Source organism: Fulvivirga marina (assembly GCF_016775155.1).
In the GTDB taxonomy this organism is placed as follows: Bacteria; Bacteroidota; Bacteroidia; order Cytophagales; family Cyclobacteriaceae; genus Fulvivirga; species Fulvivirga marina.
In genome coordinates, this window is record NZ_JAEUGD010000031.1 from 92,468 (window position 1) to 105,729 (window position 13,262).

General features: G+C 39.5%; 14 protein-coding genes. 1 reads left to right on the plus strand and 13 read right to left on the minus strand.

Annotated features, from left to right (window positions below; all coding sequences use genetic code 11):
* Positions 1 to 4: 4 nt before the first annotated feature.
* The 9 genes from JMN32_RS09400 to JMN32_RS09440 all read right to left on the minus strand — a co-directional run bounded on the left by JMN32_RS09400 (position 5) and on the right by JMN32_RS09440 (position 7,453).
* Positions 5 to 625, minus strand: coding sequence for a beta-ketoacyl-[acyl-carrier-protein] synthase family protein (locus JMN32_RS09400; RefSeq protein ID WP_202856061.1), 621 nt, complete (start codon positions 623 to 625; stop codon positions 5 to 7).
* Between the two features lie 10 nt (positions 626 to 635).
* Positions 636 to 1,784: a beta-ketoacyl synthase N-terminal-like domain-containing protein gene (locus JMN32_RS09405; protein ID WP_202856062.1), complete on the minus strand. Its 1,149-nt coding sequence runs from the start codon at positions 1,782 to 1,784 to the stop codon at positions 636 to 638.
* Positions 1,785 to 1,786: 2 nt separating this feature from the next.
* Positions 1,787 to 2,212 carry an acyl-CoA thioesterase gene (locus tag JMN32_RS09410; protein ID WP_202856063.1) on the minus strand — a complete coding sequence of 142 codons (426 nt, stop codon included), beginning with the start codon at positions 2,210 to 2,212 and terminating at the stop codon, positions 1,787 to 1,789.
* Positions 2,212 to 2,655 (minus strand): hypothetical protein, encoded by a 444-nt coding sequence (locus tag JMN32_RS09415; RefSeq protein ID WP_202856064.1) that lies wholly within the window; start codon positions 2,653 to 2,655, stop codon positions 2,212 to 2,214. Before JMN32_RS09415 ends, JMN32_RS09410 begins: the two co-directional genes overlap by 1 nt.
* A gap of 68 nt (positions 2,656 to 2,723) precedes the next feature.
* Complete coding sequence (locus JMN32_RS09420; RefSeq protein WP_202856065.1) at positions 2,724 to 3,608, minus strand: LpxL/LpxP family acyltransferase; 885 nt, start codon at positions 3,606 to 3,608, stop codon at positions 2,724 to 2,726.
* Positions 3,608 to 3,856: an acyl carrier protein gene (locus JMN32_RS09425; RefSeq protein ID WP_202856066.1), complete on the minus strand. Its 249-nt coding sequence runs from the start codon at positions 3,854 to 3,856 to the stop codon at positions 3,608 to 3,610. Before JMN32_RS09425 ends, JMN32_RS09420 begins: the two co-directional genes overlap by 1 nt.
* A gap of 18 nt (positions 3,857 to 3,874) precedes the next feature.
* On the minus strand, positions 3,875 to 5,095 hold the full coding sequence (locus JMN32_RS09430; RefSeq protein ID WP_202856067.1) for a beta-ketoacyl-[acyl-carrier-protein] synthase family protein: 1,221 nt from the start codon (positions 5,093 to 5,095) through the stop codon (positions 3,875 to 3,877).
* Between the two features lie 15 nt (positions 5,096 to 5,110).
* A complete protein-coding gene (gene fabG / locus JMN32_RS09435) occupies positions 5,111 to 5,836 on the minus strand; it encodes a 3-oxoacyl-[acyl-carrier-protein] reductase (protein ID WP_202856068.1) in 726 nt (241 codons plus the stop codon).
* 78 nt (positions 5,837 to 5,914) lie between these two features.
* Positions 5,915 to 7,453: an HAL/PAL/TAL family ammonia-lyase gene (locus JMN32_RS09440; RefSeq protein ID WP_202856069.1), complete on the minus strand. Its 1,539-nt coding sequence runs from the start codon at positions 7,451 to 7,453 to the stop codon at positions 5,915 to 5,917.
* Positions 7,454 to 7,613: 160 nt separating this feature from the next.
* Between JMN32_RS09440 and JMN32_RS09445 the strand changes: the two genes are divergently transcribed.
* A complete protein-coding gene (locus JMN32_RS09445) occupies positions 7,614 to 8,849 on the plus strand; it encodes an NAD(P)/FAD-dependent oxidoreductase (RefSeq protein ID WP_202856070.1) in 1,236 nt (411 codons plus the stop codon).
* A gap of 64 nt (positions 8,850 to 8,913) precedes the next feature.
* On the opposite strand, the gene JMN32_RS09450 is transcribed toward JMN32_RS09445, so the two are convergent.
* From JMN32_RS09450 to JMN32_RS09465, 4 genes are all read right to left on the minus strand, one after another.
* Positions 8,914 to 9,543, minus strand: a complete 630-nt coding sequence (locus JMN32_RS09450; RefSeq protein WP_202856071.1) for a hypothetical protein — start codon at positions 9,541 to 9,543, stop codon at positions 8,914 to 8,916.
* Positions 9,544 to 9,633: 90 nt separating this feature from the next.
* Positions 9,634 to 10,290 carry a DNA repair protein RecO gene (gene recO / locus JMN32_RS09455; protein ID WP_202856072.1) on the minus strand — a complete coding sequence of 219 codons (657 nt, stop codon included), beginning with the start codon at positions 10,288 to 10,290 and terminating at the stop codon, positions 9,634 to 9,636.
* Complete coding sequence (gene porZ, locus JMN32_RS27630; RefSeq protein ID WP_202856073.1) at positions 10,290 to 12,545, minus strand: type IX secretion system anionic LPS delivery protein PorZ; 2,256 nt, start codon at positions 12,543 to 12,545, stop codon at positions 10,290 to 10,292. The genes recO and porZ overlap by 1 nt, the downstream gene beginning before the upstream one ends.
* On the minus strand, positions 12,542 to 13,135 hold the full coding sequence (locus JMN32_RS09465; RefSeq protein WP_202856074.1) for a thymidine kinase: 594 nt from the start codon (positions 13,133 to 13,135) through the stop codon (positions 12,542 to 12,544). The genes porZ and JMN32_RS09465 overlap by 4 nt, the downstream gene beginning before the upstream one ends.
* Positions 13,136 to 13,262 lie beyond the last annotated feature (127 nt).

The following is a 13,262-nucleotide window of genomic DNA, read 5'->3' on the forward strand; positions in this document are numbered from 1 at the left end:
TTAATTAGAATATAATTTGATTGAAATTTTTATCAAAGTTTTGGGATAATGGGGTATCAGTATCATTTTGACTACTTACAAGATAAAGCTCCGCAACGTAATCATTATCAGAATAATCAACAAAACCAGTGATACAATATTGATAAAGTTCTACTTCAAAAAGGTGCTTCACATAAGTATGCATAAACTCTGCATCTAATTTTTCCATAAGAAAGCAGGTATTTTCTCCTGTAATTTTATGACGGATACAAAGCTCTCCAAGCATGATATTAGGCAGGGTATAGACAAAGACTGCAGGGCTCGGAAAGTAATTATTTTTATCAGCGATTGAGTCATAATGCCTCTTATCTGAGCTTAGTGACGAAGACTTATTTCCCAAAACAATTGCCACCTTTTCCCCATCCCAATGATCAATATGGCTGGTAAGTAGCTCAGTTCCTAAAAATGCAAGCTGACACAGCTCGTCCATTTTAAAGAACTTGGGATATTGCACTGTTAAATACCTGTATAATTCCTTTCCAAAAAGGTTAAATGTCAGGTTTTCCTTATTATTCAAAACAAGCTCGCCATGAGCGTATGCTGAGATTGGGGTAATTCTGCTATGAGCTTGTATATGAAGTTTCATCTAATATTCACTAAACATTTTTATAAACTACTGCTGCATTACACCCTCCGAAACCAGAGGTGGTTTTTAGGGCATACTCACATGCACTAATAGTTTTTATTGACCTTACTATATTGAGGGGCTTTGTAGTACCCATGTTTTGAAACCTTATTGAAGGGATGAGTTCTCCAGCCTTCATCTGCTTTATGGTTATGATTGACTCAATTACTCCAGCAGCACCTAAAGTATGTCCAAAATAACCTTTTAAACTATTCAAAGGTGTACTACCTAAACCTATAGCATCAAAAGCAATGGCTTCCATTTCATCATTAAACATGGTTGCCGTACCATGTGCATTAATGTAAGCGAGGTCTTCAACTGATATCCCGGCATGCTGTAGTGCTCGTTTCACTACCAGCTTCAAACCCTCCCCGGTTCTTGAGGGGCCTGAAATATGGTTGGCATCATTGGACTGCGATCCTGATAAAACCCTGACGAGCTCCCTTGGATTTTTAGCAAGAGATTTATTCCGGGTTATAATCATTGTTCCACACCCCTCTCCCAAAGAAACCCCCTTTCTATCAGCATCATATGGTCTGCATGGTTCATCACTTATAGCTTTGAGGCATTGAAAGCCACTGACCACGAATTCACTCAAGATATCGCCCCCGGTAACAATAGCATGATCATACAGACCTACCTCAATCAACCTTTTGGCAGTTAACACTGCCGAAAGCCCTGAAATACATGCATTTGAAACGACAACTGGTGGATGTAGCAGGTCAAAATGTGCCGCGATGGCATTAGCCATTACCTCCATCTCTATGCGCTTCTTACTAATTGTTCCTTTATAATCCTTTGCCAATAGATCTATATTACCTTTTGTAGAGGACAGTACCAGTAATGTTCGTTGTTTATTAAGGCCAGAAGTGTGACTCAATGCATCGGAAATGGAGTGAATGAACAGTTGTTCAAGAAATGTGTAACTACTCTCCGAAGAACCACTCAATGCCTTCTTGAGATCTTGCTTGAGAACCGCTCCATAAAATGGCTCGGGGTAATAAACACTGCTATGGATTTTATCAATACCAGAAACACCCTTTCGACATGCAGCATGATTTGATGCTGTATCTAAACCCAAGGGGCTGGTTATATTATCCGCAACTGAATATATTTCCATAGTTACTTCACGCCTTGTACGTCCCAATGCTCCTTCCAATTCTGAAAGAAATCAGGAACAGTAAGGTGCAACTCATGCTGTTTAGTTAAAAAAACCTGCTCTGACCTTCCTGTAGCATAGACCTCATTACTGTCTGCATGATAAAGTCTATACTCGAAAATAATCTTTGCTGCCGGTGAATCTATAAAGGTTGTCTCAAGCATTACCGGATCGTTGTATTTTACCGGTTTTTTGTAGTTACAATCTATTTTCACAATAGGTATCAGAAAACCATGATCATCATACACATCCAAATAACCCAGATTGTAGGCTCTCCCGAAGCTTTCACGGCCATCTTCAAAATACTTTATGTAATGACCATGCCAGAGGATACCCATACTATCTATCTCATTAAATCTTACTCTTATTTGAGTTATATCCTTTAGCATTAATCCTGATCTTCTTCCGGTTTAATAAAAATTCTCAGCTCGCATTCAGCTATGGTATTTTCACTTTCATCATAAACACGCGCCATAGCTATTTGCATGTTCATCACTTCATTCACAATCTCCACTGAGGTATTGATGTTATCCCCTACCAATGGCAGTTTGTGGATTTTTAGTCCTTTAACAGAAGCTATAAAACCTACCGGCGCTTCTTTCCGAGATAAATGGGCCTGAATGCCCGCAAATAATGCTGCTGTTTGAGCCATGTTCTCAACGAGTCCCGCTTCCTGCAATTGCCCCTCATTAACCAGCAAATTATCATTGGATACCTTTAACCCAGAGACCACAGACTTTTCGCCATGGCTGTGAAGTGAAGAAACCATTACAAAAGGGTGTCGCTGAGGTATATACTTTAATAACTCGTTTCCTTCTTCCAGTACAGTCATATTTTTAAATCTTAACCAAGCCTAACACATATCAGGCCCTTGAATTAGAAGTTTACTGAACTCTTCAATTATTCAACCTCAGCTCCTTTTACATCTTCACTCCAAAAGTCGTAATAGTTAAACCACTGCATAGGAGACTGCTTTAATTTCCCTTCCAAATGTGTCACATACTGCTCCAGTAACTCCTCAGCACTGGAGTTTGCCTGACGAATTGGGGTAGCAGAAAGGTGATATGTTTTACCTTTACCACGCACGGCATAAGCAAACGAGAAAGGCACCTTAAGCTTTGTTGCAATGGTAAAGGGCCCCAACGGGAAAAAGGCATTTTTCCCCATGAATTCCTTTTGGGCTACTCTACCGCCAGAGGTGAACCTATCCCCGTGCATGCAAATAACCTCTTTATTTTTTAAAGCTGCATTGATCTTGAAGATATGTGACAGGTCGTTTTTAATAGCGATAATGTTCACATTCCTATCTTTCATTACCTGGTCTAGAAAGTTCTTTATCTTCTCATGCTCGGCCTCATAAATCAAGATATTGGTTTTAAGCTTGATCTTATCCAGTAAAAACCCTGCTATTTCCCAGTTTCCGAGATGCGCACTAATCACCACACCCCCAGTTTCCTTCAATGTTCTGAGGTGCTCTACACCATCAAAAGTATAGTTGAACTCTTCTGATTTACCAGAGCCAATGGCCACTTTATCGATCAGGGTCTGTCCAAAAATATAATAGCTCTTATAAACGGACAAAGATGCCTGTACTCTGGCGAGGCCAACTATATCCCTAAAATAGCGATAAATAGCAGAAGTTGATCTCGGAGCAAAGATAACATAGTAACATGCCACTATTCTTAAAAGAACATATGCTGCACCTACTCCCGACTTTTTAAGAATATAAATGAAAATTTGATAACCCAGAAGGCCACCACGTGTTTTGCCCTTCCAAGACGACATTACACTGCCTCGGCTTTCTGAATTACGTATTCGTAGAAATCCTGAAAAGTATTAATACCAACAAAATCCTCCGGATTTACCTTAAAACCAAAGTTACTTTCAATCTCCACCACAAGATCAACATAGTCAAGACTATCGAGGTCCAGTGTCTCTTTCAAATTGGCTTCAGGCTCGATTACCTCAGGTTCAACTTCAAACTCATCCACCAGGAATCCATTTATTTTCTCAATGATCTCGTCTCTATTCATCTCCGTTTTGTAAAATATTTAGTCAAATTTTTTGATGACCAGGCTTGAATTTGTACCCCCAAACCCGAAAGAATTCGACAAAAATAAATCAAAATCCTTTTCTACAACATCAAAAGCAAAGTTTAAATCTTTTAGTTCATCCTCAGGATCCTCAAGATTGATGTTTGGAGCAATAAAACCATTTTGCATCATGAGCAAAGAGTACACAATTTCACTGGCCCCAGCCATCCACATTTCATGACCTGTCATAGACTTCGTTGAGCTGAGATAGGGCTGCTTCTCTCCAAAAACTTTCAGTATTGCTTTTCCTTCATTTAGGTCACCTGCCAAGGTAGATGTAGCATGGGCATTTATATATGCAATTTCAGCTGCCCTTACTTTAGCCTGTTCTAGGGCCATCTCAAGCGAACGAGCCGGGCCATCTATATTAGGGTGAGAAATATGATCTCCGTTGGAAGAAAACCCATACCCAATAACCTCACCCAAAATGTTTGCTCCTCTTTTCTTCGCCGACTCAAGGCTTTCTATAATTATTGTGGCCGCACCTCCACTAGGCACCAATCCATCTCTTTTTTTATCAAACGGCCTTGATGAAGCAGATGGATTTGCTTCCTGGATTGAAAAAGTACCTAACCCATCAAAACTACCCATGGAATGATAATTCACTTCCTGTGCTCCTCCGCATATTACTTTATCCTGCATGCCACTTTTCACCATCATATAGCCCAGCCCAATGGCATGAGAGCCACTGGCACATGCAGCACTGACAGTGAAATTTATCCCTTTCAATTTAAAAATGGTAGCCAGATTCATAGTCACCGTACTATTCATAGACTGGAAGATGGAACCACTACCAATTAAGGCTGTATCCTTTTTTATTCGTAATGTATCGACTGCTTCTATACATGGTTTTGCTGAGCTGTCATTTCCGTAGATGATCCCTACGTTTTCATTTGCCAAATACTCTTCGTCCATATTGGCAAGCTTCATAGCCTCTATAGTAGCCATGTAAGCATATTCTCCTTGCTCCGCAAGACCTATGCGTTGCCTGCGGTTAAGCATGGCCTTCAACACCGGTCTTTCCACAATACCTGTCAAAGAAGACCTGAACCCTAAATTTTTACGCTCGGAATCTAAACCTATACCCGACTTGCCATGATACAAAGAATCCTTAACCTCTTCGAGGTTTCTTCCTATACACGAATAAATACCTATACCGGTAATAACTACCCTGTTCATTTAAACTGAATCTGTTTAATACAGACCTCCATTAATTGAAATTGTTTCTCCTGTAATGTATGAGGAGGCATCTGATGCTAAAAAACCTACTACTTTGGCTACTTCCTCCGCTGTTCCAAACCGACGCATAGGAATTATAGATTTGTATTCCTTCTCGTCGATACTCTCTGTCATCTCTGTCTTTATAAAGCCAGGTGCCACGGCATTTACAGTAATGTTTCTTCTGGCAACTTCCTGAGCCAGAGCCTTTGTTGCACCTATTACGGCTGCTTTTGCAGCCGAATAATTTGTCTGCCCCGGCAACCCCTTTAAGCCGGAAAGCGAAACTACATTGATGATCCTTCCATTTTTGGCCTTGACCATGTCCTGCAACACGCTTTTAGTAACATTATAAAAACCTCCCAAGCTGACATCCACTACGTCATCCCACTCCTCATCTTTCATCCACATCATGAGGTTATCTTTCTTAATACCGGCATTATTAACCAGCACTTCAATTTTTTTTTCTACGTTGGTCTTTTTCCATTCTCCAAGCACCTGGTTAGTTTCTTCCCTGTTGGCCACATTAAAAGGTAAAAGCTCAGCTGCTTGCCCCTCCTGTTCCACTGCAGCTTTCACTTCTTCTGCGGCCGATTTGTTGGAGGCATAGTTTATTAAAATATTATAACCTTGCTTTGCTAGCTGAATGCAAATTGCTTTGCCAATACCACGGGAACCTCCCGTAACCAATGCATATTTCATAGACGTGTTTAATTCTAAATCGTCTTTTTTAAACGATTTGCAATTTATTCATATAATTTTTCACTTCCAATAAATGTATTAAACCTTCAGTAAAGAATTTTCCATCATGAATTTCTTCACTTTTTTCAGGTCATTATAAATGGGGTAGTCACCGCTAAACTCAGGCACCATCTCTCTTATACTTTCATAAATTCTCCTGCTTTGGGAAGACAAGCCTTCCGTCTTTTTCAGATAATCCAATGCCTGCACAATAGAAATCACTTCAATAGTTAATACCTCAAATGTATTTTCAATAACTTTTTTGGCACATGTTGCAGCATTTGTGCCCATACTTACGATATCCTGATTATCATTATTATTGGGTATACTGTGAATATACATTGGGTTAGATAGCATTTGATTCTCAGCGGTAGTTGAGGTAGCAGTAAACTGTACCCCTTGCATACCAAAGTTGAATCCGAGCTTCCCTAAATTCACAAACGGGCTTAACACCCCGTTTAATTGAGGGTTCATCAGAAAATTCAATTGCCTTTCTGCCAGCATTGAAAGTTTAGCGACAGCTATTTTTAGCTTGTCCATCTCAAACGACACGTAGTCTCCATGAAAATTACCCCCATGAAATACATTGCCATTTTCAGCATCAACAATAGGGTTATCATTGGCAGAATTTATTTCTTCCACCAGCAGTTTTTGTGCCTCCACAATGGTTTCATATATAGCTCCCAGTATTTGAGGTACACATCTTAATGAATAGTACTCCTGAACTTTATTGCTAATGATATCCTCTTCTATATGATTATTGTAAAGTTGCTTCTCTCGCTTCCTGATATATTTGCTATCAGCCATACCTTCACGCATCAGCTTTGCAATATGTTGCTGCCCTGAATGTTTCTTTGTCCTGTTCAGTTCGGCTGAAAAATAATCGTCATAGGAATCTACCATTTCGCATATCATAGCTGATATACCCACTGACCACTCAATAGCCCGCTGCGCGTATATGGCATTGATAATACCAATACCTGTCATTACACTGGTACCATTCATTACGGCAAGCCCTTCTCTCAACTTTATAGACATGGGTTGGACACCCAACTCAAAAAACACTTCTTGTGTTGGTCTTCTTTGCTTATTATAAACCACCTCTCCTTCTCCAATCATTACTAAAGCCAGATGTGCAAGTTGCACAAGGTCTCCACTGGCACCAACGCCTCCATGTTCAAAAATAACTGGCGATATTTGGTGGTTCAACAAATCGATCAATACCTGAATAGCTGAAATGTTAACCCCCGAATACCCGAGTGACAGGGTATTAAGCCTGGCCAGCATTGAGGCCTTTACATAAATGGGATCGAGAATATTACCCAGCCCTGAAGCGTGGCTACGGATCAGGTTGTATTGAAGATCCTTTTGCTCTTCCTCGCTTATTTTATACTGCGCCATAGGACCAAATCCTGTATTGATCCCATAGATTACCTTGTTTTTTGAAAATTCACTTAGAAAAGAGTAGCTGTCATTTACGACCTTTCTTGCCTCATCTGTTAAACCTACTCTTCCTGTTTCAAAAACTGCTTTTTCTATATCTGCTAATGTTAATGCCCCCAATCCTATTTTTACCATCACTCTGAACTAAATTTTTACAGTTTTTAAAACTAATTGGTAAACTAATATTTTATTTGCGCAACGAATCACAAAACAAATTATTAAGCTATTATTAAACAAAGTTTTATATTAGTTTTTTGTGATTGGGTAAGACCTTTAGAATTAAATTACTACTGGAATGAATGATTTGGAAACAGAGGAAAAAGTTGATGTACTGGTAATTGGGGCTGGCCCTTCAGGTACAGTAGCCGCGGCTATCTTACATAAAAATGGTTTCAATGTAAAAATTGTAGAAAAACAGAAATTTCCACGTTTCGTAATAGGCGAAAGCTTACTACCAAGATCAATGTATAACTTTGACAAGGCTGGGTTCATTGATACAATTGAAAAAGCAGGTTTTCAAAAGAAGTATGGCGCCAAGTTTGCGGACAAATATGAGGTCTGTGATTTTGATTTCTCCAGCCAGTTTTCTGACGGCTGGACATGGACCTGGCAGGTAAAACGTGACCGCTTCGATCACATACTCGCTGAAGAAGTTATAAAAAGAGGTATTGCCCTAGACTATGAATCTGAGGTAACCGCTGTAAGGTTTAATGAGGACGGCTCTTCTGTAACCCAAGTAAAAAAAGAAAACCACACCTCAAATATTCATGCACGGTATATTGTAGACTCAAGCGGATATGGAAGGGTTCTTCCTCGATTATTAGACCTTAACGAACCATCGAAACTACCTGAACGCAGTTCCTTTTTCTGCCACGTAAAACCAAAAGAGGTTACTAGTGACAAAGAAAGAATGCGGATAATCATTATTGTTTATACGTGTGATATATGGGGTTGGGTAATTCCTTTTGCTGATGGCACTTCTTCTATAGGCATTGTTGGCTCTCCTGATGGCGTCCATAGGTATAAGGGCACAAAGGAAGAACAGATGAGAAAGTGGATAGCAGAGATACCTGCATTGCAAGAGCGGTTTACCGATTGTGAAATGGTGTTTGAACCACGGACCATCACAGGATATTCTTCTGAAGTAAAAAAACTTTACGGCAATGGCTATGTGTTAACCGGCAATGCTTTGGGTTTTGTGGACCCTATTTTCTCATCGGGTGTTACTCTGGCTACTGAGTCGGGAGCACTAGCAGCAGAACTGGTCACCGACCAGCTCGATGGAAAAGCCGTTGATTGGGAAAAGGACTACTCTGAATATATTATCAGTGGTGTAGACGTTTTCAAGACTTTTGTTAATGCCTGGTATTCCGGAGACCTACAAAAAATATTCTTCAGCGAGAGCCCTAATGAAAAGATAAAACAGCAGATATGCTCTGTACTAGCAGGTTATGTATGGGATAACAAAAACCCATTTGTAAAAAAACATGACCGTGCACTTAGTAATCTTGCCAAAATAGTTTCCTCCTAAAACAAATCCTCGGGCTACATTAAGATCCGAGGATTAAATCTTTTGTTAATAATCAGGCAGACACCTATTTCCCTTTTTTATAACGCTTTTTCTCTATTTTAAAATCGTCACCACTTGCTTTAATGGTATTATAAATTGTACGTGCCCAGTAGTTTCTGAATCCAAAACCTCGGGCTTCGGTAGTATAGCTTCGAGCCCAAAGTATTTCTTTGCTGGCAATATCAAAGAAAACCACATAAATAACCGCACTTTGCCTGTATTTATTCAAAGATTCCACCACATACACTAACCCTAAACCTTGATCTGCTTTCTCTAGGTCATAATCATTGATAATTTCCTGGATCTTGCCCTTTTCAAACATATAGCTATCATTGATCACCAACTCATCCACTTCAGGAATATCATTCCTCCGGTCAACTACACTCAGGTCAGTAACTTGCCCCTCTTTATAATAAGCCTTTTGCAGGTCATATTTATCAGCTTCGTTAAGCACTAGATGATTCCAGGCATTAAAATATTTATATTTAATCTCATAGGGTTCATTAAAACCTTCTGACCCTATGCACTTTACATTGGAATAGTCAAGACCACACCAGACAAATTTAGAACTCTCGAATAACAGCTTTCTGCCTGACTGGGCCTGAACAACTAAACACAGAAACATTAAAATCGTTGACAATAAAATTTTTCTCATGGCTAATGGGATTTTACACATCAATTACACTAAAATTATACATAATATTATAAACATATAATCACATGAGCAAGATTTCATCAAGAGGTTTCAGAGCACCTCCTGAAGTACTTTAATTGAATTAATCTCCTTCAGGGAATCTACATTGGTTTGGAAGAACTTAATAATATGATCAAGCATTTTCCTTCTGGAACTATTATTGAGCTTAGCTGACTCTTCATATGAATTATCCATCAACTCTTTAGCTAACTGAGCTTCCTCTGCATAAAAAACATCCAGAAAGTCTGAACTTTCAATACCAAACCCCAGGTATTTGGATAGTTTGAGCATAAATTGAAGGTGAAAGTTCTGATAGTCGCTTTCCAGATGATCCAGAATTTTAATGGAATGGTATATAAATTCAAAAACATCGTGAACATCTCCCTCCTCTTTGACACATTTATATAGGACTTCTGCCACAAACATAGCAATGGCTGTTTTTCTGATATCGGTTGGTATGGTCTGGAAAGGGCTACCACATTTTACTTCCGAAATTCTGTTAATATCGGCCGACTCTTTATAATAAACTACCAGTTCCAATAAAGTCAGGGGTTGGTAAAGGGCTATTTTCCCTTTTGACGACTTACTTCTGACACCATTGACAATATAAGTTTGAAGCCCGAATTCTTCAGTAAACACCTTGGCTATGATCGAGGTGTCCCGATACTTAAAATATTTAAATACAATACCTCTGGTTTTATGAAGCATCAGTTTACTACTGCTATTTTACCAACAAAAGTATCTTCCCCGTCTTCAGAGGCACTGAACACCAAGTATATGCCTGAAGCGGCTCTATTACCATTATAATCTGCAACATTCCATGTAGCAGTACCCCCATTTGCCTGTTCTTGCCAGATCAGCTTGCCTGAGGTGTCTGTAATCTTCACGATAGCGTCTGACGCAAGCCCGGATATGCCTACTGTTCCATTAAAATCTTCTGTTATAGGGTTGGGGAATATCTTAACATCAGAATGTACATCTCTGGCCTCAGTAGCTGTGCCTCTATAGGACACAATACCTTTACTGGTAGCGAAAAACACTTCTCCTGTCTTAGGGTGTATTTCTATATCAAAAACCCGATTATCGGGAAGCGGACTATTTCCTTGATCAAAATGTAATATTTGTTCATCAGCAGCATCATTAAACAGCCATGCTCCTTTTGTGGTCCCAATCCATTTACGATTTCCTCCATCAACTTCAATACTCAACACATCCTCATCTTTGAAGAGCAGCCCATTTTCAAAGATAGGTTCTATAGCATCAACGTTCCCTTCCAGCACTTCGGAAGGTAATGTAAACACTGACACACCATTATTTGTACCTACCCATACCAATCCCTCCTTATCAACAGCAAAGTCATACACCTTATCTCCCTTCAAACCTCCGTTATTAACAACATCCGACAGAAATCTATATATCTTACTTTCAGGTTCATAGACCAGTATACCTCCCTCTACAGACGGATCTGTAATCATCCATACCTGATTATTCACCATCATAACTTTTATCGGATACTGGGCTACAGTAAGATTGAAATCATGCGACGACCAGTTCCCTCCCTTATCCAAAAAATGTAGTGGGTAAGCTGCTCCATAATTAAGCACCCACAACCCTTCATTGGCTTTTGCCAAACCAGAAACTATTACCCGACGCTCCAAAAGATCCAAATTTTTCAGAGGGCTATTGGTCTCGTCAATAATGGCAGTTTCTCCACTGTCAGTAATTTTTAGCAGCCCATAACCTGCAGAGGCCAAGATCAAACTGCTTGATGCTTCATGATATACCCCGTCTACTATATCATTAAACTCAGGAATAGCCCGATTAACACCAGCTGTATTATAGCTTTGCCAGCCATAACTATCAAAAACATAAAAACCTGCCTCATTATTCAATGGAGTTATGCCAGGATTATAGCCACCAGGGAACGCATATATAGAATTACTAAACTGCCCAAACCTAAAAATATCATTTTTGTATGGCCCGTTCAGAGTAAAGGATTGAAACTGTCCTGCATAATCTGAAATTAATCCGTTTTTAGCATCAGCGACCCAGAGATTCCCCTCCTGATCGCCAATGGCCATATTAGCTGCAGTAAATAGATCATTTTGAAGCGGTGTTTGCAGAAGCTGTGAAGTAAGACTTACCACGGCTCCATCATAGATCACTAAAGCACCTCCATCATATGTAGATGCATTATCAAACCCAACACCTGTCAATAAGCCTGTTGCTTGCCATACGCTTTGATACTTGTATAATTGATCTTCATCAATTCCCGCTATTACCATATTGCTCAGCGAAACCACAATTTCTACAGGACCTTCGGGAATGCCATCTCCGGCACCATATCTTTTCCAATTCTGATAGTCCAACAAATTTGTTCCATTCACTAAGTTAGCGGCAATTACTCCTTCCTCGGTAGCAAGAAAAAGGCTATCACTCCAAACAGTGGCTTGGTTTACCTTCAAAGGTTGGGCTCCCGCACCTAACTCTCTGTATGTCTCTGATACTTCAAGTCTATTTAAATCAAACTTTAGCACACCATAGTCGGTGGCCATATATGCAAATGACCCGAAACTTATAATGTGATTTATCTTCTTTGAGCCAATAATTTGCGAAGTAGAGATGAGATCAAGGTTAAAAATTTGGTTATCACGGATTACATCCAGATTACCCGAACTATATCCTATCAACAATTGAGAGGTAGTTTTATCAAAATAAAGTGAGCTAATATCCTCTGCCTGTAAACCATCTATCTTGGATATTTTTGAAATACTGTTGTCTTCCTTATTAAAATAGAAAAGACCGCTTTCCGCTGAGGAAAATATTCTGTTTTCAGCCTCCACAACATGCTCTATATTGTAATAAGAGTAATGTGTACGCCAAGTACCAATGGGTATATCATTTTGGGCCATTGACGAATGCCATGTTACAAAACAGAAAATAAATATAGCTAGTCTGTTCACTTGCTTGATTTACGATCGTTCATTCCTTCAAAGAAGCTTCTTCTACTTCTGGCTTCGTATTCTTGTTTCTCACCGAGCAGAACTTTCCCCTGATCATCTGTTAACCTAAAAGAAAAAGATGCCAGCTCACCCGACCGGGCACATATGGCATGCACTTTAGTAACAAATTCTGCTACCGCAAGTAAGTTGGGCATAGGTCCAAAAGGTTTACCTTCAAAATCCATATCCAAGCCTGCCACGATCACACGCTTACCACTGTTTGCCAACTTATTGCATACTGCAACTATCTCTTCATCAAAAAATTGAGCTTCATCGATCCCAACCACATCACAGTCACCAGCCATGAGAATAATATCATCGGCAAAATCTACAGGTGTAGACCTTATGGCATTTTCATTATGGGATACAACATCACTTTGATGATACCTGACATCAACGGCAGGTTTAAAAATCTCTACCTTCTGCTTCGCGATAAGCGCCCGGTTCAATCTTCTTATTAACTCCTCGGTCTTCCCGGAAAACATACATCCGCAGATCACTTCAATCCACCCTGTCTTCTTGGTTCTACCAAAATTAGGCTCTACAAACATTCTTCAAAAATAGTAATTAGATGTGAGACTTAAGATATACGACTCCGGTTTTGATATTAGAAACAGGAAGTTAGAGGTAAAGATTAGGCATTGAAAAATAGGAAGTTGGTCAAAAGTGGTGACATTC